General features: G+C 67.9%; 23 protein-coding genes. 4 read left to right on the top strand and 19 right to left on the bottom strand.

The features are described from left to right. Nucleotides 1–39: 39 nt before the first annotated feature. From dbpB (ACWCRJ_RS09575) to ACWCRJ_RS09590, 4 genes are read right to left on the bottom strand one after another with little or no spacing between them, the layout of a single operon-like run. Entirely contained in the window at nt 40–1,137 is a 1,098-nt protein-coding gene (gene dbpB / locus ACWCRJ_RS09575; protein WP_450938743.1) for a DGQHR domain-containing protein DpdB, read from the bottom strand. Nucleotides 1,138–1,186: 49 nt separating this feature from the next. Continuing rightward, the gene (gene dpdA / locus ACWCRJ_RS09580) at nt 1,187–2,428 is read right to left on the bottom strand and encodes a tRNA-guanine transglycosylase DpdA (protein WP_450938744.1); all 1,242 of its coding nucleotides are present in this window, start codon (nt 2,426–2,428) and stop codon (nt 1,187–1,189) included. After that, a complete protein-coding gene (gene dbpB / locus ACWCRJ_RS09585) occupies nt 2,425–3,567 on the bottom strand; it encodes a DGQHR domain-containing protein DpdB (RefSeq protein ID WP_450938745.1) in 1,143 nt (380 codons plus the stop codon). Before dbpB (ACWCRJ_RS09585) ends, dpdA begins: the two co-directional genes overlap by 4 nt. Further along, complete coding sequence (locus ACWCRJ_RS09590; RefSeq protein WP_450938746.1) at nt 3,564–4,055, bottom strand: hypothetical protein; 492 nt, start codon at nt 4,053–4,055, stop codon at nt 3,564–3,566. Before ACWCRJ_RS09590 ends, dbpB (ACWCRJ_RS09585) begins: the two co-directional genes overlap by 4 nt. A gap of 507 nt (nt 4,056–4,562) precedes the next feature. On the opposite strand from ACWCRJ_RS09590, the gene queC reads away from it, so the two are divergent. The 4 genes from queC to ACWCRJ_RS09610 are packed head-to-tail and all read left to right on the top strand — an operon-like array spanning nt 4,563 to nt 7,037. Next, on the top strand, nt 4,563–5,273 hold the full coding sequence (gene queC, locus ACWCRJ_RS09595) for a 7-cyano-7-deazaguanine synthase QueC (RefSeq protein ID WP_450938747.1): 711 nt from the start codon (nt 4,563–4,565) through the stop codon (nt 5,271–5,273). 2 nt (nt 5,274–5,275) lie between these two features. Continuing rightward, nucleotides 5,276–5,911, top strand: coding sequence for a 7-carboxy-7-deazaguanine synthase (queE, locus tag ACWCRJ_RS09600; RefSeq protein WP_450938748.1), 636 nt, complete (start codon nt 5,276–5,278; stop codon nt 5,909–5,911). Beyond that, complete coding sequence (gene queD, locus ACWCRJ_RS09605) at nt 5,911–6,267, top strand: 6-carboxytetrahydropterin synthase QueD (protein ID WP_362713074.1); 357 nt, start codon at nt 5,911–5,913, stop codon at nt 6,265–6,267. The genes queE and queD overlap by 1 nt, the downstream gene beginning before the upstream one ends. 2 nt (nt 6,268–6,269) lie before the next feature. Further along, on the top strand, nt 6,270–7,037 hold the full coding sequence (locus ACWCRJ_RS09610; RefSeq protein ID WP_450938749.1) for a GTP cyclohydrolase, FolE2/MptA family: 768 nt from the start codon (nt 6,270–6,272) through the stop codon (nt 7,035–7,037). Between the two features lie 135 nt (nt 7,038–7,172). On the opposite strand, the gene ACWCRJ_RS09615 is transcribed toward ACWCRJ_RS09610, so the two are convergent. The 15 genes from ACWCRJ_RS09615 to ACWCRJ_RS09685 form a co-directional block, all read right to left on the bottom strand. After that, complete coding sequence (locus ACWCRJ_RS09615) at nt 7,173–8,549, bottom strand: DUF317 domain-containing protein (protein ID WP_450938750.1); 1,377 nt, start codon at nt 8,547–8,549, stop codon at nt 7,173–7,175. 63 nt (nt 8,550–8,612) lie between these two features. Beyond that, complete coding sequence (locus ACWCRJ_RS09620) at nt 8,613–9,737, bottom strand: DnaB-like helicase N-terminal domain-containing protein (RefSeq protein ID WP_450938751.1); 1,125 nt, start codon at nt 9,735–9,737, stop codon at nt 8,613–8,615. Next, the gene (locus ACWCRJ_RS09625; RefSeq protein ID WP_450938911.1) at nt 9,737–10,996 is read right to left on the bottom strand and encodes a DNA cytosine methyltransferase; all 1,260 of its coding nucleotides are present in this window, start codon (nt 10,994–10,996) and stop codon (nt 9,737–9,739) included. Before ACWCRJ_RS09625 ends, ACWCRJ_RS09620 begins: the two co-directional genes overlap by 1 nt. 5 nt (nt 10,997–11,001) lie before the next feature. After that, on the bottom strand, nt 11,002–11,880 hold the full coding sequence (locus tag ACWCRJ_RS09630) for a hypothetical protein (protein WP_450938752.1): 879 nt from the start codon (nt 11,878–11,880) through the stop codon (nt 11,002–11,004). Between the two features lie 23 nt (nt 11,881–11,903). Beyond that, nucleotides 11,904–12,863, bottom strand: coding sequence for an alpha/beta hydrolase (locus tag ACWCRJ_RS09635; RefSeq protein WP_450938753.1), 960 nt, complete (start codon nt 12,861–12,863; stop codon nt 11,904–11,906). Nucleotides 12,864–13,049: 186 nt separating this feature from the next. Next, nucleotides 13,050–13,295 (bottom strand): hypothetical protein, encoded by a 246-nt coding sequence (locus tag ACWCRJ_RS09640; RefSeq protein ID WP_450938754.1) that lies wholly within the window; start codon nt 13,293–13,295, stop codon nt 13,050–13,052. After that, nucleotides 13,292–13,960, bottom strand: coding sequence for a hypothetical protein (locus tag ACWCRJ_RS09645; RefSeq protein WP_450938755.1), 669 nt, complete (start codon nt 13,958–13,960; stop codon nt 13,292–13,294). The genes ACWCRJ_RS09640 and ACWCRJ_RS09645 overlap by 4 nt, the downstream gene beginning before the upstream one ends. Before the next feature lie 202 nt (nt 13,961–14,162). Continuing rightward, entirely contained in the window at nt 14,163–14,534 is a 372-nt protein-coding gene (locus tag ACWCRJ_RS09650) for a hypothetical protein (RefSeq protein WP_450938756.1), read from the bottom strand. Between the two features lie 289 nt (nt 14,535–14,823). Then, a complete protein-coding gene (locus tag ACWCRJ_RS09655; RefSeq protein WP_450938757.1) occupies nt 14,824–16,623 on the bottom strand; it encodes a type IV secretory system conjugative DNA transfer family protein in 1,800 nt (599 codons plus the stop codon). Nucleotides 16,624–16,656: 33 nt separating this feature from the next. Then, nucleotides 16,657–17,427, bottom strand: a complete 771-nt coding sequence (locus ACWCRJ_RS09660; RefSeq protein ID WP_450938758.1) for a DUF317 domain-containing protein — start codon at nt 17,425–17,427, stop codon at nt 16,657–16,659. Nucleotides 17,428–17,432: 5 nt separating this feature from the next. Beyond that, nucleotides 17,433–18,026, bottom strand: a complete 594-nt coding sequence (locus tag ACWCRJ_RS09665) for a hypothetical protein (RefSeq protein WP_450938759.1) — start codon at nt 18,024–18,026, stop codon at nt 17,433–17,435. A 17-nt stretch (nt 18,027–18,043) separates the two neighbouring features. Then, a complete protein-coding gene (locus ACWCRJ_RS09670) occupies nt 18,044–18,910 on the bottom strand; it encodes a DUF317 domain-containing protein (protein ID WP_239757749.1) in 867 nt (288 codons plus the stop codon). Beyond that, complete coding sequence (locus ACWCRJ_RS09675; RefSeq protein WP_239757751.1) at nt 18,901–19,281, bottom strand: hypothetical protein; 381 nt, start codon at nt 19,279–19,281, stop codon at nt 18,901–18,903. Before ACWCRJ_RS09675 ends, ACWCRJ_RS09670 begins: the two co-directional genes overlap by 10 nt. A 58-nt stretch (nt 19,282–19,339) precedes the next feature. Further along, nucleotides 19,340–20,155 (bottom strand): DUF317 domain-containing protein, encoded by an 816-nt coding sequence (locus ACWCRJ_RS09680; RefSeq protein WP_450938760.1) that lies wholly within the window; start codon nt 20,153–20,155, stop codon nt 19,340–19,342. Continuing rightward, complete coding sequence (locus tag ACWCRJ_RS09685; RefSeq protein WP_318323381.1) at nt 20,152–20,541, bottom strand: hypothetical protein; 390 nt, start codon at nt 20,539–20,541, stop codon at nt 20,152–20,154. The genes ACWCRJ_RS09680 and ACWCRJ_RS09685 overlap by 4 nt, the downstream gene beginning before the upstream one ends. Nucleotides 20,542–20,707: the final 166 nt, after the last annotated feature.

Below are 20,707 nucleotides of genomic sequence, written 5' to 3' on the forward strand. Positions count from 1 at the left end.
GACCTGGGCGGCCACCTTGGTAGGGCACATCGTCAGGTACTACTTCCGGACTCGGGCCTGCAGGTAAGTGCTGAGCAGCCGTACGTCGTGGGACGTGTTCTGCAGACTGTTCCAGCGGCGCTCCTGGCCGTCTGGGAACGTCCAGGAGCCGGACGTCCACGCCACATGCTCTTCGAGGCCTCGCAGAACGGAGCGGACCTCGTCCCAGTTGACCTTGTCGACCGGGATATCGGTGGTGAGCCGGTCCATGACGAAGCCCATGGCCTGGATGCCCACACCGTGTGTCAGCCTCGACTCCCTCGGGGGCTTGCCCCACGCGTCCTCGAAGATTTTCGAGACGGGCTTCCAGAATGCCTGGAGGTGCGCGAGCATGCGCCCCTCGTCCCCGGTGCCGTCGGCGGCATTGCGGTACTGGAACAGCGCGCCCTCATAGATGCTGTGCTCCAGCATCTTCAGCACACTGTTGTCCTTGATGTTGCCCTTGGGAGACGTAGGGCTGTTGATCCTCCCGTAGAAGGGCCCATCTTGGGTATTCAGGAGGGACATGATTCGTGCAGCGAGCCTGCGACGCTCGTGAGAACGCGGCAATTGACCAGTCGTCTCAGGCAGCAGCTCGTATACAAGCCCCTTGGGGAGCGGCTTGGTCGAGTTGACCAAGATGAACTGCGATCGCTGCTCCGCCTGCCCGGAAGCGATGAAGCCCACCGCGGCGACTGGGAATTCAGCGAGGTCCGCATCCCTAATCGCGGCGCTTCGCTGCTGTCCGTCGACCAGCCATGCCGGCTTGTCTTCGTCGGCTAGTGACTCGTCGACGGGGATGACCAGTTCACCGGGCACAGAGTACTCCACGGCGCCGCCACGACCCGCGGGAACGAACTTCACTCGCTCGTCGAAAGCGAGGACCACCGCGTTGGGGAGCATCGCTCCATCGGATTCGAGGTAACGGCGGATCGAGCGGATGTGGCTGAGGACCTCCGGCCGCTGGTACCCCTGCAACCGCTTCTCGTCGTCTCGGCGGATGCGCGAGACGGCGGCGAAGTCGTGCAGCTTCTTGCCGTCGACTGCGAAGCAGTAGATCTCCTTGCTGCCTTGGCGCACCTTGAGGGCGGGTAGCTTGAGCTCGTAGCGGTCGGCCACATCATCTCCTGTTTGAGATACTTAAGAGTCTTATGCGCGGTCTGGGTAATTATGTGAACGACAGCTTGCGCATCTTGGCTTCCAGGACAGTCATGTTATGGAATCCGCGGCGCTTGTTTCGCTCCGTTCCGCGGAAGATGACCATCTCGATCTTGTGTTCCTTGCATAGATCGCATGGGCAGTCCTCCCAGGGGCGATCGTCAAGGGTGGGCTTGTACCGCTCGACGTGCTTCAGCTTCTTTTCGTCGCCAAGGAGCGCCTGATAGCCGCGCAGCGCCTCCATAACCTCTTCGGATTCCGCGTCGCGCTCATCGTACTTGCGCAACAACTGGAGGCATTCCCGCTCCGCCTTGATGGCCTCCGACTGAGAGACGACGCCGGCGAGAATCAGTCTCTTGAGGGTCAGGTTCCCATCGACCTGCGGGACCCTGATCGCCGTGTAGGAACCGTTAGCGGTGTGGTAGTTGTTCCGCTCGTCCATAAAGGCCTGGCGAAATGCTGAGGTGCTGTCGAAACTTCCGACATAGTACTTGGAAAAACGCTCCATGCTGTCCACGCGGGTGATTCCGAGCAAATGGAAGTAAACTTCATCTGCGCGGACTTTAGCGATATTCTTAAGGCAGGCAATGATTTCGGGTGTCTTCAATGGCACCATGCCGCCCAGGGCAATCCGCTTGTAGCCCATCTTCTGGAGTCGAACGACGCTGTCCGCGTAGCTATCTGGACTCCACCCCTGAGCGGCGCCGACTGGTTCGAGCTTGTCATCCTCGTTGACAATTTTGGCATTTCTGGCCCTGACGCCAGTAATGAACTCCTCGGCCAATTCAAGTGAAATCTCGCGACGCTTGGCCCATCCAGGGTTTACATCCGTGTCGGAGATGTCGGGATCGTAGCCGAAGATCACATGGTCGATGCTGATCCCGGAATTGAATTGGCAGCCAAGGTAGAAGTCGAGGACCTGTTCAACAGAATAGGGAGGGCGTTCTTCGTCGATGTAGTTGAACGCCCCGCAATCCCCGAGGCTCCTCATTTCCTTGGGGAGTCTGAAGAATTCTCGCACTCCAAGTCTGTAGAGTCGCTCGCGCTGAGGTGCGCTGTATTTCCCTGCGCCCTTTACGGATCCGTCGACGATGGCCTTGCTGACTAGGATGCCGTCGTATGGGGCAGGATTTACCGCTTGGTGAGCGTAGAGGTCATCTCTCTGTCGAACCCGGTACGGAGAGTATTCGTCATTGAGGAAGTCGTATGTCGGGCTCACCTGGTCCTGACTGTCTGGAAAGTAGAACTTCACGATGCGCTCATCCTTGACTCACGGTAAACACGGATCAGATAGTTTGAAAGGATGTTGATGTGCTTCGTGACGTTCTCTAGCTCATTCCAGGAGAAGTTGATCTCGGACCAGCGCCCCTTGGTCCAGTGGCAGTGGGGCCCAACAAGCGCCAGTTCCGCCATAACCCTGTCGTAGACGTCGTTAGAGTTGATGTCTGCTTCAAACAACACCCGCTCCATGACGCGATCCATGAGGCGCCCCATGGAGCGAATACCGACGCCATGCATCAGTCGACTCTTGGTCGGGGAGATTCCCCATGCGTCAGGAAACGTGTCCCTCACTGCAGTCCAGTAAACAACGAGAATGTTGCGGATAGTTGCCGTGTCGGTCGTTCCACTGGACAAGTTTTTGTAAGGGAAGAGAACCCCGGAAGCCGACAAGGATTCCGTGATTGCCTGAAGAAGGCTATTGTCTTTAACGACGGTCTCTGGCTTCTTGCTGGCGACGGTTGACGCCTGCTTGATCAGACCTTTAAAGGGTGAGTCGCCATCCTGGTTTAGTGCATTTACTAGAGTTGCTGGAAGCTTGCGGGCCGAGAGCCGCGTAGGCAGTTGGGTGTTCACCTCTGGCAGGAGTTCTGAGACCAAGTTCCCGGGAAGAGGTGACACTGTATTGACGCGCAGGAACTGGTCGCGTTGAATGTCCAGATCCTCGGCTACAAATCCCGCGATGGTGATTGGCATCTTGGAGTTCCGGGTGCGAGCAAGCGCCAGACTCCGCTGCTGACCGTCGACAATGAGGGCTGGGCGTGGCGCTTCCCGTGATTCCGGGAGGGGAATTTCCAGGGTGCCAATGGTTGCGAGCCCGTCGCTTGGGTTAGGGCCGCGACTTCCCTTGAAGCGCACTGCGGGGGGCAGCGCGAGAATGAGGCCGTTCGGAAAGAGCACGTCGTCACCATCTAGGTATTCCAAGATCTGCTTGACGTGGTGCTTCTTCTCGGGGCGCTGATAGCCAAACAGCTTGCCGGCCTCGTCACGCGAGATCCGCGCGACATCGGCGACGAGGTCGACTTCCCCTGCTTCGAGTGCAAACAGGTACAGGGGGATCTTGGGGTTCTGCTCGATGCGCAGGGCCCTGCGTCTGATCAGGTTCTCTGTCACTGTTCCCCCATGGTGCGGATGAACAACCCGGCAAATCTGCTCTGCTCGCATGCTCGGCCGCTGTCTCGCAGTGCACGCAGGAGTCGCGTCCGTGAGATGCCGGGTGAGCAGGTGATCTGCTCCTTGATGAAGGTGATGACCTCTTCATCCGACATGGGCTCGCGGTTGTGCTGCTCCGGCTTAGACGTGCTCGCCGCCCACTTGCGCCAGGAGTCGTTGGTCGTCGGAGAGGTCAGTCGTCTGTGTTCGCAGTACTGGAGCCAGGACGCGGCCATGCGCACGTTCAGACTCGTCAGGGTTCCGCCGAGCGCGTGGCGCAACCCTGCATCGGAGGGGACTCGTTGGATGCCGGGGATCTCCTCGACGCCGCCGACCATCAGAGCCTCGCTCGCAACTTCACCGAGGGCTCGCAGCTCTGCTTCCATCGCCTTCGCGTAGACCTCGGACAGCACCAGCAGCACCGGGCCGCCCTGGCCGAGTCCCTGCAAGGTTGCGCGCCCAGCTCCTTCTTGGAGGTGCCGCCACCACTGACCACTGTCTGCCGCTGAGGAAGCGACCGAGTCGGCGTGTCGGGTGCTGAAGGTCGCCGCGTAGGAAGGCGCCATTGCAGATACCGGCTGCAGGCCGAGGCCGGCGGACGCCACCCACAGTTGCGCGTCGAATCCCGCCTTTGCAGCTGCTGCAGTTAGCCGACGCGACTGTGTCCAGTGATCGCCGCGGTAGAGCTCGGTGAGGGAGTGCGTGCGGGCGGCGTTCTCGACACGCTCCTTCCAGAGGGCCGAGCGTTCTTTCACTGTCCCGGCCGGGAGCGACCTTGCGTGCAGTGAGGCCTCTGGTGCAGCTGCCTTGCGGTCCGTGCACGTGACGACCAGTGAAAGTTGCCTCACGCGGCTCTGCTCCCGACGCCGATAACTGGAAGTTTGTTGGCGTCACTCTACCTGTCACTTTTCCCGTAAGCTGCAGCGGTACACACGGAGCTAACTAGGGAGCAGGGCATGGCGGAGCGTCCCGCGATCGTTCTACTGAGCGGCGGCCTGGACTCGACGACCGTTCTGGCGATTGCCAAGGATCAGGGCTACACGCCGTACGCGCTGAGCTTCCGCTACGGCCAGCGGCACAGTGTGGAGCTTGAGGCCGCGAAGCGGGTGGCGGGGGCGCAGGGGGTTGCTCGCCACGTCATCGCGGACATCGATCTGCGAGTTTTCGGCGGCTCGGCTCTCACGTCGGAGATCGAGGTTCCCAAGCACGAGTCTCTGGACGACGTCAGCAGCAAGGACACGGGCAGCAGCGTGCCCATCACGTACGTACCGGCACGCAACACCATCTTCCTTTCCTTCGCGCTGGCCTACGCGGAGACTGTCGGCGCGAGCGACATCTTCACCGGCGTGACCGCCGTCGACTACAGCGGCTACCCGGACTGCCGTCCCGAGTACATGGACGCGTACGCGAAAATGGCGAACCTGGCGACCCGTGCAGGCGTTGAGGGGACGCAGGAACTCAAACTCCACTCGCCGCTCATCGCCATGTCGAAGGCCGACATCGTCCGCGAGGGACTGCGCCTGGGCGTGGACTACTCCCTGACGTCTTCTTGCTACGACCCCGACGAGCAGGGTCGGGCCTGCGGGCACTGCGAGACCTGTCTGCTCCGGCTGAAGGGGTTCGCTGAAGCTGGTGTCACCGACCCCGTGCAGTACCAGGGCGCGTGAGAATGACCTATCTGGTCAAAGAGATCTTCTACACCCTTCAAGGCGAAGGGAGTCATGCAGGTCGTCCAGCCGTGTTCTGCCGCTTCTCGCGGTGCAATCTCTGGACGGGCCTGGAGAAGGATCGCCACCGTGCGATCTGCCAGTTCTGCGACACAGACTTCGTCGGTACTGATGGAGAAGGCGGCGGCCGTTTCGCGTCCCCGGACGATCTCGCACAGGCGGTGGAACAGGCGTGGCCCTCGGCCTCCAGGGAGCACCGCTTCGTGGTGTGCACCGGAGGAGAGCCACTCCTGCAGCTTGATGAGGCAGCGATCGACGCTCTTCATGCCCGAGGCTTCGAGATTGCCGTCGAGACGAACGGCACCCGTGTACCGCCGCAAGGCATCGACTGGCTCTGCGTCAGCCCCAAAATCGGCTCCGAACTGGTAGTTGAGCGCGGAGACGAACTGAAGCTCGTTTACCCTCAGTTGGGAGGCGACCCCAGTCAGTTCGAGCACCTGGACTTCCAGTACTTCCGGCTCCAGCCCATGGACGGTCCGGACGTTGAAGCCAACACCAGGGCGACGGTCGACTACTGCATGAAGAACCCGCGCTGGATCCTCTCTCTCCAGACGCACAAGTATCTGGGAATTCAGTAATGGAAATCTTCCGCGAGTTCACCTTCGAATCCGCGCACCGCCTGCCCAATGTGCCCGAGGGCCACAAGTGCGCGCGCCTGCATGGGCACTCGTACAAGGTCATCGTCCACGTCGAGGGGCCCGTCGGAGCCGAGTCGGGCTGGGTCATGGACTTCGGTGACGTCAAGCGCGCCTTCAAGCCCATCGAAGCGCGACTCGACCACTACTACCTCAACGAGATCGAGGGTCTGGAGAATCCGACCAGCGAGGTCCTCGCCCGCTGGATCTGGGATCGGCTGAAGCCGACACTGCCCGGCCTCTCCGCCCTTACCGTCCGCGAGACGTGCACATCCGGCTGCACCTACCGGGGCGAGTAATCATGCACGACATCCAGAACGAGACCGACTCCCGCGGCATCGCGATCGACGACGTCGGCATCAGCGGCTTGCGCTACCCGCTGTCCTTCGAGGACGGCTACCTCCGCCAGGATGGCATCGCCGAGATCGAAGTGACTGTCCGGCTGCAGCACGACCGCCGGGGCACCCACATGAGCCGCATGGTCGCTCTCGCACACGATCACCTTCGTCGATTCGATCCGCGCAAGTTGCCGTACGTCCTGAAGGTCGGTGCCGACCTCCTCGACGCGCCCGCACTCGCAGTCACGATCGATGTCCCGTTGAGTACCAGCGTGATCGCGCCCGCGAGTGGCGCTGAGTCGTGGCAGGTCCACGACGCCCGTTTCGAAGGACGCTGGGACGACGGCGACACGACGGTGATCACCTCGGTCACGACCGAGGTGACGAGCTTGTGCCCGTGCTCGAAAGCTATCTCGGACTACGGCGCCCACAACCAGCGCAGCCGCGTCACGCTGTCCGTGATGGGGCACGGGGACACGCCCTATCCCCTCGGGGTGCACGAGGCTGTACGAATCCTGGGACAGTGTGCATCCGCCCCTGTCGTGCCCTTGGTCAAGCGGCCCGACGAACGCGTTCTGACGATGCAGGCGTACGACCACCCCGTGTTCGTCGAGGACATGGCGCGCGACGTCAGCCTCGCCTGCCGCGAACGGGGCCTGGAGCATGCTGTACGCGTTCGAAACCTTGAGAGCATCCACAGCCACGACGCTGTCGCTCACATCACTGGGTGACGGCAGAGGAGCCTGGGCCCAGCGCCTTCACGCTGGGCCCAGGCTCTTGCTGCGCGAACCGGACCGACAATGCGTAGGGCGGCACTTTCAGTGCACGGCCCTCTCAGGCAGGCGTTCGGCTGGGGCGGTGACGGTTCAGCGGGTCCGGGTGGAATCGGCTGCAGGCGCCCGCCCAGGAGGGGCGGGCGCCTGGGCGGGCGTAGTCAGCATCGCTGGTCGCGAAGTCGTAGCAGCGGGGACCTGGCGGCGTCCTTGCCCTTCGACGAGTTCGAAGGTGAGGTCCTGCAGGACGGCCGCCGGGGTGTACGGGGAGAAGCGGAGTGCCCAGGTGGGCTGGTGGACGGCGTTGCCGCCCCAGACGGTCCAGGTCGGCAGCGGGCTGTTGGGCTGCTGGGCGGCGAAGGCGTCGAACTGGACGCCGGCGGCGTCCTCGCCCGGTGCCTCCCACCGGATCCAGCGGCCGTCGACCGTGTGCTCCCAGCCCGCGCTCGCGAGCGGGCGGGTTGCCTCGGCGATGGTCTTCTCGGAGACCGGGCTGCCCACTGCCATCTCCGAGGCGTCACCGGAGGCCAGGGTGTCTAGGAGGGTGCGCAGGATCTCCACGGGGGTGCTGGCGGTGACGGTGGCGTGCCAGAGGCGCTCGCCGACGGGTGATTCGTAGGCGGCGAGCGTCCAGTTGGTGTCGCGGGGGCCGGTTTCGTGGACGAACTCGGCACGCAGAGTGAGCGATTCGTGGACGGCGTGAGTGGTCTCGTCCGACCAGGTGCGGTACTTCTCCCAGTCGTTGTTCTCCGTGAGGAAGTCGTTCAGCAGGGCTTCGTGGTCGCCAGGGTCGGCTTCGTAGGAGGGGACCCTCTCGACGTGCGGGGCGGCGGGGGTTTGCGCCGTGTCGGGTGAACGGAGGCTGGTGCGTGCCTGGGCGGTCTGCTGTTCGATGTCGGTCATGGGTGCGGGTCCGGGGCGTACGGCGTCGCCGTGAAGGCGTTGGAAGGAGGCGAGGGCCTGGGCGGGGGATTCGAGTCTGTCGGCGATGGAGCGCAGGTGGTTCTCGCCGTGCAGGGCGACGGTCCCTCCGTCGAGGTAGGTGCCGATGGCGACGGTGGTCCAGCCGTCGTGGGCATGGGCGTGGATGATGAGCCGGCCGTGGCGGATGTCGTCGTAGATGGTCTGGGCTGCGTTGGAGACCTCCCGTACCTCGGCGCGGGTCAGCCAGTGCATGGGGTAGTTCGCCCAGGTCCATTCCTCGTCGATGGCTTCACGTAGCCGGGGTGTGATCTCGGTGGTGATGCCTTCGGCGTGCAGGGCGTGGGTGGCTTGGTGGGCCCAGTAGGGCTCTTCGTGGTCGATCCGGGCCAGGACCATGGTGTGGTCGTCGAGGTTCTCGAAGCCGCGGGCGGCCAGGATGGCCTGGGCGGCGCGGTGGTGGGTGCCGGTGAGGGTGGCGGTCACGGCGCTGGTGTGGGCGGGGTGGGTGTCGAAGCGGACGTGGGCGTCGATCGGGTGGTCGGACATGGAGGTGGGGCTCGATTCGGGTTCGGTCCCGGCTGGTGGGTTGGCCGGGTCCGGTGATTGAGGTCATCGGTGGGCGCGTGCGGAGGTGAAGGCCGGCCAGTTGGGCGGACCGGCTCGGGGGGCCGGGGTGGGGCGTGCCGAGGGCCGGGTGGCGGGCGATGGGGCTGGAGTGGTGGCGCGGTTCCAGCGGGTGCGCAGGGAGTTGAGCTCGGCCAGGGCGCGGCGGCTGCCGGTGATGAGCTGGTGGGGGGTGTTCGTGGTGTCGTCGGTGTAGGCGGTGATCCGGTCGGCAACCGCGCGGGCGCGGGCGAGGAGGGCGCGCTGGAGGATTCTCTCGCCCCAGTACTCGGGGGAGCCGGCGGGCGTGGAGACCAGGGCCATCAGGTCTTTGGGGGTGAGGGAGTCGGTGAGCAGCCCGCGGTGCTGGGCCTCGCCGAGGACGGTGACCGGGTCGACCATGTCGCCGCGGTGGACCAGCGCCGTGATGGACTGCCAGAGCGCGGCGTGCAGCGGCAGCAGGAAGTCCGCCTCGGTCAGCCACCGCATCTGCTGGACCTCTGCCGGATAGGCGGTGGCGGTCGCCAGGAGGAGGCGCTCTTCGTCGAGGTCTTCCTCGCCGGCCTGCCGTGGGACATCCGGGGGGAGTGCCGTGCGGGGGAAGGAGCCGGGGTGCGGGGCGAACTGTTCGGCGAGGGAATCCAGGACGCGGCCGATGTCGTCGGCCAGGCCGAGCGTCGCGGCGACCGGGTTGGGCAGGCCCGGGTCGGTTGCGGTGGACGCGAGGCGTTCGGCGTGCCCGCGCAGAATCCGGCGAGCGTTGTCGGCGCGGATCATCCTGGCGTATGCCGCAGTGTGCTTGGGCTGCGGGCAGAACTGGATGAGAGCGTGGAGGTAGGAGGCGCTCAGGCCGCGAGCGTGAGGACGGGCGTGGTCCAGCACCGCGTTGAGCCAGGCGGTGTCCTTGGTGTGGGCGGCGGGGTCGGGCGGCGGGAGTGTGCGGATCGCGGTGAACAACGCGGCGTGGGTGTGGCTGTCGAAGTGGTGGGCGATCAGCGGCTCGGTGTCGGCCAGATGCGCAGGCTCGATGAGGAGGGCGCCGAGCAGGGCCTGCTCGGCGTAGTGCACGGGCTTCGGCGCCGGGACGCGGTCGAGGTCGTCGTCGGCATGGGGATCGGGGGTGTGGGGCATCAGGCGGCGAGGGTGAAGTCGGCAGGGTTGAAGGGCTTGTTGAGGTGCGGGGCGAGCAAGTGTGCGGCCAGGCGAGGGGGGACGGCGTTGCCGATCTGCGAGAACATCTGGCCCTTGTTGCCTTGCCACGGATAGCCGGCGGGGAAGCTCTGCAGCACGCCCGCTTCCCGGGCGGTGATCTTGATCGGCTCCGGTGCCGACCCCGCTGCCTCGACGGTGGGTTCGGCGACCCAGGTGCACTCGTTGGCTCGGTGGCCGAAGAAGAGCGTGCCGGCGGGTTCGTCGGACCGGCGGATGGTGGCGTTGGTCTGGTTGTTGCTGCGCAGTGACCACGACCAGCGGTGCGCCTCGGCAGTGAATGTGGGGGCTGGAGCGTCTGCGGGGCGGTTGTCGCGGGCGCCGTGCCGGGCGGTCCAGCCGGAGCCCTCTCGCCGGGACGCCAGGACGATCTCGGAGTCGGGGCGGGGTGCCCAGGTGCCGCGGGCGCGTGCGTCAGTGAGGGTCTTGCGGGAGCCGGAGGGGAAGGGCTCTGGGCCTCCGCCTGGTCCGCCGCCCGCGCACACAGTGGGCACGGGCCGGTCGGTGGCGCCCCAGCCCAGAGCCTCCGCCATGGACACCCAGCGGGCGCGGCCGGGCCCGAACAGGCTTTCCGGCTCGGCCAGTTGTGCATGCGTGGGAGGTGGGGGCTCGGCGGTCCGTACACGGGAGGCGAGCAAGATCGCCCTCCGCCTGGTCTGCGGGACACCGTAGTCAGCGGCGTTGAGAATGCCGACCCACACCGAGAAGCCCCAAGCGCGCAGGATGGCCGCGTACTGCTTCCACAACGGCAGAACGTCGGGGACCTCTTCCATGGCCACCCACTCGGGCTCGCCCACGGTGTTCAGGGCGTGCAGGTAGCGCATGGGCTCGGCCGCCAGGAGAGAGCGTTCGTCCGCGCATGCGCCGAGCAGCTGCTCGCGGGTGTCGCGTCCGGCCGCGAGGTCGGCGACGGCCTGGTGGACGAGCGGCTGGTCGACCAGACCGAGGCGCTTGCCGGCCATGCTCCATGCCTGGCACGGCGGGGAGGCGATCAGCCCGAGGATCCGGCCGGAGAAGATCCACGTCGGATAGCGGGCGACATCGGTCCGGATCGTCAACTGCCCTGCCGTGGCCCGGGTCTTGCAGGCCCACTCGTCCCACTCCAGGCCGATGTCCCGCGCGCCGAGGACGGTGAGCGCGTGGCTCCAGCCGCCGGGCCCGGCGAACAGATCGAGGATGATCCTCCTCACGAGGCCAGTCCGAAGTCGTCCTGCACCGGCTCGTACTCGGAGGCTCCGCGGCAGGCCCAGGGAGAGCAGCCGTCGGCCACGCCGTTCTCCAGCTCCTCCACCGCAGCGGCACCATCGTCGAGTTCCTGCTGGCGCGCAGCCCACTCCGCGGCGGTGACGTGGTCGATGGGGGCTTGGTCGAGCGGGACACGGGAGCGGTGCAGGAACGCCTGGCCCAGCAGCCGGTTCCCGGAGGCGTTCGCGCGGGCGTTGCCCTGGCGGATGTCTGCGTCGAACGCGACCACGTCCGCCCATTCCTCCGGACTGCTGTCCCGGATATTCCTCCACTGTGCGTTTCCATGGAATGGACAACCGAGGCAGCTCGATTTCGGAGTGTCGGCCAGGCCGATAGAGGTCAAATATCGGATGCAGTCTGCGCGTGACCAGCCGAGGTCTATGAGTGGATGTCGGTTGCGCATGTACTTGACGTCGGCGTCCTTGGCCCGGTGGAATTCATCCGTCGAGATGCCGACCCACTGTTCGACGAATATGTCCTTGGGGATGCGCTGGGGGTAGGGGTATCCGAGAAGTTCTCGGACCTTCTTCTTGATCGGTTTTATTTTATATTCCCCGGTGCACTGGCGCCTGGTCATGCCCTGTTTCCCGTCCTGGTTGAGGATGTACAGCGGCATGGACGCGAAGCGGTGCTCGGGATCTAGGGCGTCCTCTCGAATGTTTCCCGCGGTGACGCGTAGGACGGGTATGCCTGCAGGGGTGGCGATTTCCTGTTCGAGGCGGTCGAGGTGGGAATAGACGGCTTTGGGTTCCCAGCCGGTGTCGGCAAAAATGGCGTAGTCGACCTTGGGGAGGATGCCTTCGGCGGACAGGGCGAGCATGGTGCTGGATTGAATTCCGGCGCCTAGTGAAATCGCATGGAAAGCGGGGGGCTTGGAAATAGCTGGTCCTGGGGGTGATGGGGCCGGCCCGGTTCGGCGGCGAGGCGGGCGATGCGGGCGCTGATGAGGGCGGCGTGGCGGATGGGCAAGGCGTGTGTGGTGCGGGGGAGGACGTCCAGTGCGGCGGCCGGGAGGTGGGCGGCCAGCTGCTTGGTGTGGGCGGCGGGGATGTGCCGGTCGTCGGCTCCCGCCATGAGCAGCAGCCGGTCGCCGAGCTGGCTCAGGACGGTGAGGTCGCGCGGCTTGTAGTCGCGCAGGGACTGCCACAGGGCGGCGAGATCACCGGTCGCGGTGTGGCGGACGCCGTGGCGGCACGGCGGTGGCCTGTCGGCCGACCGGTTGGGGCGTGGGGCGAGGCTGTGGGGGTGCGTGGCGGGAAGCCTTCGGCGCAGGAGATCCACCGCGCGAGGTGCGTGGGCGCAGGTCAGGGCAGCGAGGCTGCGCCCGGCGGCCAACAGCCAGGCGCACGGGCCGCGGCCGGGCAGCACCGTCGCACCGCGTGCGGTGGGAGACAGCAGCACCATGCCCCGTACGCGGGTCAGGTGCTCGGGGTGCAGGGCGGTGAGTTCCTGCAGGACCAGGGCGCCCAGGGAGTGGCCGGCGAGCACGAGCGGTCCGGTGGGGACGAGGCGGGTCAGGATCTGGTGCAGGTCGTCGGCGAGCTGGTCGACCGTCAGCGGTGCCCGGCCTCGGGAGGTGTGGCCGTGCGCGCGCTGGTCGTAGCGCAGGACGCCCAGGCCCAGACCGGTCAGGTGCCGGGTGTGCAGACGCCACAAGTCGGCGGTGACGGACGCGCCGTGCACGAGGACGACCGTCGCGCCGTCGCGACGCGGGCGCACAGGCGTATCGCGGTAGACAGCCAGGGGTGTGCCGTCCGCGGCGGAGACGGACAACACCTCCGTGACAGAAGGCGGATGGGACATGGGCGTGGACTCCGGAAGGTGGGATCGCTGGAGGGGCAGCCGTGCGCTGAGGGCGGCGGAGACAGCTGTTGGACACCGCACTGCGCTTGTCGCTGTGAGTGGGGTGTAGGCAGGTACCGGGGCCCCGAGACTCCGAGGGGGCCGGGCGTTCAGCCCCGTGCCGCTGGCCTTTGGGCGCCGAGACGATTAGCGGTGGCGTGCCCAGGGCGGCGTAGCGGTGGGCGTGGCGGCGATGGCTGGAGCTTGGTCCTGCGTCGGTACCGATGAGGGCAAAGATCCGTCGGCACGCGGCTGGTCGCTGAAGGCGTCGTGCGTGTAGTTCCAGCCGAACAGGTGGATCAACGGACCGAGCGTGTCGCCGATCCGGTCCAGTCCGCCGCCGGCCAGGTGGCGCGGGGAGGCCAGGACGCGGTCCGCCGGGGCGAAGCTCACCGTCTGCGGCCCGCTCCCTGCTTCGTGGCAGGAGGCATCACGGCCGCTGCTCGGGCGGCAACCGTGGTGGGCTTGTGCTGGGCGAGGGCACGCCGGCCGTCGGCGGTGACGTCGAGGCGCTGGCCCTGGTGCAGGGGTGTCGTGGTGTCCACCTCGACGAGTCCTCGCTTGATCAGGGCGTTGAGGGTGGCGACGTTCACGGTGGCCCGGTCCTTGTCGATGGCCTTGAGCACGCCGTGCCGGCTGATTACGTAACGGATGCCGCCTCCTGCGGACAGCCGGGCGAGGACGGCGTACTGGCTGGCCGTGATCTCCGGCACGGGTGTCGCCTGCTGCTGTTCGGCGTGCTGTTTCAGGTCCCGGCTGATGCCGCTGGCGAGGTAGTAGCAGCCGGTGTGGGCCAGGTTCAGCTGGTGGGCGGCGTCCGCGAGGTGCTCCGCCATGGCGGGGACGGCCTCCGTGTGCCGTGCCGTGCGCACGGCTGCTTCATCGGCCGGCGGGCCGGGGAACGCGGCGCCCTCCAGAGGGTTGGCCTCCAGCGCGCCGGCCAAGTCGGATGCGGCGATACTGGCGGCGAAGATGACGGAGGCGAGCGCTTCCAGGGACGGGCGGCTGCCGGGTACGGCGGCGTACTGGCTGCCGTCGAGGGCGGCCAGGCGTTCCATGGCCTGTTGGACCAGCTCGTTCGTGAGAGGATCTTCGACGTGAGTTGCTGCCGGGCGTCGGTGCCGGGTGTGAGGGTGAGTGAGCGGACTTCGCTGTGCAAGTCCTCGAAGGCGCTGCCGAGTTGCCGCAGTTGGGCGATCTCGGCTTGCAGGTCGATCTGGTGAATGGTGCTGTTCCGGGTGAGGGCCGGGGGCTTGGTGGTCAGCGGCTGCGTCGGTGGGCCTGGTCCGGGGAGGGTGTCGCGGGCGTGGCTGGACGGCCGGAGGGCCCGGGCGGGATGTCCTGGAGGGTCGGGATCCCGAGGTCGACGCGCACGCTGGCGCCGAGCGTGTAGAGGTGGGATTCGGCACAGACCACCGCACCCACGGCGTCGGATTCACCGAACTCAGCGGGAAGTGTGTACTCCCGCGTTGCCTTCGTCGAGGTGAAGCCGTGCTGGATGAGGACACCCCTGGCCCGGTCGGTGACCGCGGTGGCGGTGACCATGCCGTCGTGGAAGTGCATGGTCGCCTCGGGCTCGGCGTCGGTGGTGCGGGGGTAGCGCGTGGTCCAGGCGAGGTCGACGAGGTCCATGGTGTGGGACAGGAGCCCGTAGAAGGCGACGCCGGCGCGCTCATGCGCGTCCTCGGCGGTCCCGGGCGGCAGGAGGTAGAGGGTGCGGCCCTGGTGCTGGCGGGCCGTGAAGCCTGCTGCGGTCAGGTGCCGGGCGGCGTTGCGGATGGGGCGGTTGAGGACGGCGAACGTCCATCCGTCATCGGTCGAGCCGATGAAGACGTCGTGGTGGTCGGTGATGGCTATTGGTCATCCCGGTGGCTGGGTACAGGTGGGGCAGCCCGGCGGGGTGCTCGGGCGTGGTGGGTGGTCAGGCGGCGGGACCGTAGTCGCTTTGCTGCGGGGCGTGCTTGGCGACGGCGCGGGCGGTGATGGCCTTCGATGCGCGGGCGGAGGCGGCAGTCAGTGCGTCGGCGTCGGGCTCCGCGTACCAGGGGCGCAGGTCGAGCATGGCGGCGCGCATGCCGGTGGCGAAGCACAGGGCGGTGCCTTTGGGCAGGGCGCGGATCGCGTCCGCGGGCAGGATCCGTTCCTGCCGCATCGACACGGAGGTCGACTTGCCCGAGTCGGAGATGGAGGTCGAGGTGGTCTCCACGTCGTGGTCGCCGATGAGGCGGGAGAGTTTGTCGGCGAAGTCGGGATCGTCGATGCCGGAGCCGATCACCTTGACGGTGCTCGCGGACCACATGGCGTCCATGCCCGCGTCGCCCCAGACTTTCTGGCCCTGGCGGTAGGACTGCAGGATCGTGATGGGGATGATGCCGCGCGAGCCCAAGTGGCTGTACAGGTCGGGCAGATCGGAGATCTTGCAGACGTTGGCGGCCTCGTCGAGGATCGCGAGCATGGGCGGGTCGAGCCGTCCGCCGGCGCGCTCGGCCTGCGCGGTCGCCGCGCGCATGACGGAGTCCGCGCACGCCGCGATCAGGGCACTGGCGCCGCCGCCACCGTCCTTCGACAGCAGGTACAGAGTGTCCGTGGACGAGACGAACTCCGACGGCCGGAACTCGGGCACGTCCTTCTGCGGGGTGACCCACGCCGCGATATCGCTGTTGAGGAGGGCTGCGGCGTACTGTCGGGCGGTTTCGTAGATGCCGTCCCGGGTTTCGGGCGGTCCTTCGACGGTGCCCTTGAGCTGGGCGGCCACCGCGCTGAACTGGTGGTCGCGCAGGATGTCGAGGGGGGTGCGGTCGGCGGGGAAGGCCAGCCACTGCATGACGTCGGTGATGGGCCGTTCGTCGAGAGCCGCGGCGAGGAACAGCTGCGACAGGATGTTGCTGCCGGCCTTGGACCAGAAGTCGCCCTGCTGGCTGGCGTCCACGGAAGCCGCGAGGAAGTGGCCGGCCAGACGGCCTGCGCCGTCGAGGGTCCTGGCGTCGGCGAGCGGGTTCCACCACATCTCCCGTTCGGCGTGGGCGATCTGCTGCGGGTCCATCGACCACGTCCGGCCGGTCCTCTGTCGTGCGTCGAGGGTGGCGGTGTAGGCGTCGCCGGCGGCCTTGTTGGAGGTCAGCAGGACGGGGCCGGGCGCGGCGAGGATCGAGGGGATCGCGAGCGAGGTGGTCTTGCCGGAGCGGGGCGCCATGATGGCGACGGCGACGTCCTCGTACCCCATGCGGACCTCGTGCTTGGTGCCCTGGAGGTTGCCGAGGAGGATGCCGGTGTCGGCGGCATCGATGTGCTTGGCGTCCTTCAGGCTGGGGCGCAGGGAGCGGGCCTTGGCGGTGATCGCCCGGGCCATCAGCGGCTCGATGTCCTTCGCCTTGGCCATGCCGGCGATCTTCTTCTTCCGGCCACTGCCGGAGTTCTTGTGTCGTGACCAGACGACTGCGGCGGTGACGGCGAGGGCGATCATCACGGTGACGGGGATGATGCGGGCACCGATGAGCAGGGTCGTTTCTCCGGCGGTGGGCCAGAGCTGGTCGGGGTGCAGGAGGGCGTTGATGGGCTGGTACGGCGCCCAGGGACCGGAGTGGGTGGCCCAGGCGGCGAGGTTGCCGCACAGCCAGGCGAGGTTGGACAGGGGGACGGCGATCGCGAGGGCGCCGAGGAGCACCTTGAAGGCGATGTCGTAGCCGTCGCTGCTGGAGGAGGCGGGGGAGGCGTGGGGCAAGGGCAGGATTCCGGAGTGAGGGGTGTGGCCGGGTCAGCGCGTACGGCGCGGTGGCGGCTGCGGCCGACGCGGCGGCAGCAAGGGCGCGCCACGCCGGCGGCGGGCGCCGAGGTCTTGGACGCGCTGCTCCAGCGGATCCAGCCCGCCCGGCGGGCCCGTCGGAGCGGGGGCCGTCCGCAGGTGGGGACGAGCCTGGAAGGGGAGGGCGAGCGGGTCGCGGCGCAGCGGTGCGGGGTCGGTGAGGGCGCTGGTGAAGGCGGCGACCAGGTGGAGCGGGGTGTCGGCGCCGAGGTGGGCGCGCCAGATCACCGTGTCGGGGTCGCCGGGCAGGGAGGTGGTGACGAACCAGCTGCCTTGCCCCTGGCTGGCGCGCTCGACACGGACGGGGCTGTCGGGGGACGAGGCCGAGACGTCGGAGTGTTCCAGCCAGCCGGCCGCGTACAGGATCTCGAAGGGATCACTCGCCGCCGCCGCTTCGGGGGCGGGCTCGGTGAGGGCGTCGGTGAACGCGGCGAGGATCTCCACCGGGAGGCGCGCCCCGAACCGGGCGTACCAGGCGGGGTGTTCGTCGGTGGGGGCGTGGAGGATCGTCCACCACGGCTCGTCCGGGTCCGGGTACAGGCTCAGCTCGGCCTGCTGGTCGGGCCGGACCAGATGGACGATCGGGGAGAGCGGAGTGTGGTCGTAGCGCCAACCCCCGGCCTGGTGGAGGGCCACGGTAACCCAGCGCGGGTCCCCGCCCCCGGCCAGGCAGGGCGGGGTGACGAGCAGTTCGTCGGCCGCATCGTCAGGCAGGAAACGCATGCGGCTCACCTCCGTGCCACGGGCGCCGCGGCAGCGGAGGCCGTTGGAGCGGGTCGAGGCGCGACGGCCTCCAGACGAGGCGAGGTGCGTTGCGTCGTCGTGTGAATGGCGAGGATCACGGGGGCGTGCAGGGCCAGCTCGTTGAGTGCGTGCCATGCCTCGGCGTTGCGGGCGTCGATGAGGTCGTCGTATGCCTCTGTCCCCGGCCGGGCGGAGGGCGGCAGGTCGTCGAGGCGGGCGCGATAGTCCTCCTCGAAGGCGTCGAGCTGGTCGAGGGCGTCTTCGGCGCCCGCCAGGTGCCACGGCCAGTGGGACTGGACGGCCCGGGCGGGGAGCTGCTGGAGCTGGACTTCGGCGGTGGAGATCAGCTCGCGGGCGAAGGGGCGGATCTGGGCGGCGGCGATCCAGGTGTCGGCGTCGCGGCGGGCGGCGCGCCGCCCGTAGGACTCGTCGTCGTACGGCCAGCTGTCGGGGTCGGTGTGCTGGTCGGAGTAGGCGTCCCACGCGGCCAGGATCTGTTCGCCGGTGTGGAGGAACGCGGCGAGCTGGTCGAGGCGCTGCTGGTGGATGACGCTCGGAGGGGAGGGTGGGGAGGCCACAGGGGGTCTTTCATCAGTCATCGGGTGTGAGCCGCCGAGGAGTTGGAGGCGCCGACGTGAGCCGAGGAGGGGGTGGTGTCCAGCCGCTGACGGCGTCGCGCGGCGCGGACCTGGGCCTGGATGTGCTTGAGGCGCTGCTGGTGAGCGTCGGCGACATCCGTGCCGGTCCGGCTGGTTCGCTCGTGCTGGACGTCGTGGTGCCAGTTGTGCCGGCCCCAGCCGCGCAGCAGCGGTTCGGCGCTGGTCAAGGCGGCGATGAAGCCGGCGATGGCCTGCGCGGGGGCGTGTCCGTCGAGCCAGCCGCTCCAGACCGGGCGACCGTCGAAAGCGGACTCGGCGGCGTCGGCGGGGTACTCCCGGGTGCGGATCCGCCAGGAGAACGAGGAGGAGATCTCGTCGTCGTAGGGGCGGCTGTATTCAACGACCGCCCGCCGGTCGAGCGAGCGGGCCTCGAAGCCGGTTCCGTTCTCGCTCTGGGTGACGCTCCAGCCCGCTGTGCGGAAGTGGTCCCACGGATCGGGCGGGTCCGCAGGGGCAGGGGTGAGGAGCGTGTCGGTGAGTCCGGCCAGGATCTCGGCCGGGACCTGGTGGGTGAACGAGGCATACCAACTACGGGAGTTGGGCGGCTCGACCGTGAGGCGCCACCAGCTGCCGGACGGGTTGAACTGGGGTGCGGCTTGCAGCCGTGCCTGCAGGTCGGGGCTGGTGACCTCAGTCTCGGGGGAAGCCGGGTCGGAGGTGATGGTCCAGCCGGCGGCGAGCAGGGCGTGGGTGACGTGGCGGGCGTCACCGGGGCCCGCGAGGTGCCGGGGACTGGTGGAATGCAGGATCGTCGACTCGTGGTCGCGTCGGAAGCCGGCCAACTGTCGCTCGGTCACCGGCATGTACCGCTCCCCCCGCCATCGCCGTGCACGGTACGGATCGGGGCCTGTTCCAGCAGGCTCAGTGTCTTGCTGAGCGGGTTGCGCAGCTGATCGACGGCCGTGGCGGCGTCGAGATACTCGCGCACCAGGTCGGTCACGGTCGCGTCCCACGGGACGTCGGCGTGCTGGGCCAGGAGCCGGGAGACCTCACGCAGGACCTGGGCGACGGTGTCGATGAGGGCGGGGGCGGCGTGGACGAGCGGGGCGAGCAGAGCGGCGGCTTCGGTGTTCTCCGGGCCGGTGCGCAGATGGGCGGTGAGCCGGGCCAGGCTGTGGACAGCCCTGTGGATATCTTCGGCGGTGAGGGCGTCGTCAAAGGTCAGGTCGGTCATAACTTCCTCGTGCGTGGGGGTGGGAAACGGGCGCCTGGCGAGGGCTGCCCGAGGCGGGTCAGCGGCGTCGGCCACCGGCGGTGGCGTACGGGCCCGCGGTGCGGGACGGCTTGCGGGCGCCGGTGGTGGCGAAGCGGGCCCAGGTAGCGGCGCGGGCGGCGGTGATACGGGCCTGCTGCCAGGCGGAGAGCTGGGAGGGCAGCACCGAGACGGACGTGGTGCGGACCCGGCTCGTGGGCGGGACATGTCCGCGCGGTCGCATCACCGGCTGCGGGTCGGCCAGCGCCGTGGCGAATGCCTCGATGAGATGCAGCGGGGTGGTGGGGGTGAACACCGCGTCCCAGGTCTGCCCGTGTTCCGTGCGGGCCCCGGCCCACCACAGGTCCTGGCCGCGCTCGCCGGGACGGTACTGCAGCCAGGTGTCGCGGCCGGGATGGACGGCGGTGAACGACTGGTCCTCGCCGCGCTCACTGGTCCAGCCCTGTTGCTCCAGCGGAGCCCAGGCGTTGGGCGCGTGTGCGGAGCGGGGGCGGGTGAGGGCGTCGGTGACGCCGGCCACGATCTCCACCGGGGTCTGCCGGCCGAAGGTGGCATGCCACGCCGGCTGAGCACCGGCGGCCTTGCCGGAGATGGTCCAGCCGCCAGGCTGGGTGTGCGGGTCGTAGCCGATACGGATCGTGCGGTCGGGGCTGTCGAAGACGAACGGGCCGCCTTGGCGGGAGGAGTCCTTCCAGCCGGAGGCGCGCAGGAACTCGGTGACGTGGCCGAGGTTGCCGCCGCCGGCGAGATGACGGGGTTCGATGAGGTAGTGCTGCTCGGCCTGTTCGCCTCCGGCGCGTGGTGTGCGCCAGCCGGTCCACTGTTTCCTGCTCACCGGCGTCTCCTCACGACCATGGCGGTCGGCACCGGTTTCGGCGCTGTCGTGGGAGCTGGTGCCACGGCGCTGGCGAGGGCGTCGAGGGCTTCGGTGTGTTCGTCGAGGTCGAGGCCGATGTCGTGGAGTTCGTTGGCGGCGCGGCCGACAGCGAGCCAGACCTCGGGCGGGAGGATGCCTTGCTCGGAGGTGCGTTTGGCGAACTGGGAGCCGGTGGCCATCAGTTGGGTGAAGTGGCCGAGGATGCCGACGTCGCGGTCGAGGACGGTGGCGAGGATGTGGGCGGCCTCGCGCGGTGGGGCGAGCGCGAGCTGACTGGTGAGCTGGCCGAGCTGTTCGGCGATCGCGCGGGCGTGGGGGACGGAGTGGAGGGGCGGGTCGGTCACGGGCCTCCTGGAGGCAGACGGGTGGGGGTCAGGTGTGGTGGCCGAGGCGCCGGGATTCATCCAGCGCGGCCTCGGGCCGCCCTCCGGCAAGCTGATGGGCCTGGGCGGGGGCGCGCACGATGCAGGCGCGCAGGTAGCGGCGGAAGAGGAAGACGGCCAGACGAGG

The sequence above is a fragment of the Streptomyces sp. NPDC002324 genome, assembly GCF_053593335.1.

Excerpts from the sequence above, each read along its gene's own strand:
- ACWCRJ_RS09670 (WP_239757749.1), bottom strand. The coding sequence starts at position 18,910 with ATGCCGGTGACCGAGCGACAGTTGGCCGGCTTCCGACGCGACCACGAG.
- ACWCRJ_RS09635 (WP_450938753.1), bottom strand. The coding sequence starts at position 12,863 with ATGTCCCATCCGCCTTCTGTCACGGAGGTGTTGTCCGTCTCCGCCGCG.
- ACWCRJ_RS09660 (WP_450938758.1), bottom strand. The coding sequence starts at position 17,427 with ATGCGTTTCCTGCCTGACGATGCGGCCGACGAACTGCTCGTCACCCCG.
- queE (WP_450938748.1), top strand. The coding sequence starts at position 5,276 with ATGACCTATCTGGTCAAAGAGATCTTCTACACCCTTCAAGGCGAAGGG.
- ACWCRJ_RS09645 (WP_450938755.1), bottom strand. The coding sequence starts at position 13,960 with ATGGAACGCCTGGCCGCCCTCGACGGCAGCCAGTACGCCGCCGTACCC.
- ACWCRJ_RS09615 (WP_450938750.1), bottom strand. The coding sequence starts at position 8,549 with ATGTCCGACCACCCGATCGACGCCCACGTCCGCTTCGACACCCACCCC.
- ACWCRJ_RS09630 (WP_450938752.1), bottom strand. The coding sequence starts at position 11,880 with ATGCTCGCCCTGTCCGCCGAAGGCATCCTCCCCAAGGTCGACTACGCC.
- ACWCRJ_RS09620 (WP_450938751.1), bottom strand. The coding sequence starts at position 9,737 with ATGCCCCACACCCCCGATCCCCATGCCGACGACGACCTCGACCGCGTC.
- ACWCRJ_RS09675 (WP_239757751.1), bottom strand. The coding sequence starts at position 19,281 with ATGACCGACCTGACCTTTGACGACGCCCTCACCGCCGAAGATATCCAC.
- ACWCRJ_RS09610 (WP_450938749.1), top strand. The coding sequence starts at position 6,270 with ATGCACGACATCCAGAACGAGACCGACTCCCGCGGCATCGCGATCGAC.
- queC (WP_450938747.1), top strand. The coding sequence starts at position 4,563 with ATGGCGGAGCGTCCCGCGATCGTTCTACTGAGCGGCGGCCTGGACTCG.
- ACWCRJ_RS09650 (WP_450938756.1), bottom strand. The coding sequence starts at position 14,534 with ATGGACCTCGTCGACCTCGCCTGGACCACGCGCTACCCCCGCACCACC.
- queD (WP_362713074.1), top strand. The coding sequence starts at position 5,911 with ATGGAAATCTTCCGCGAGTTCACCTTCGAATCCGCGCACCGCCTGCCC.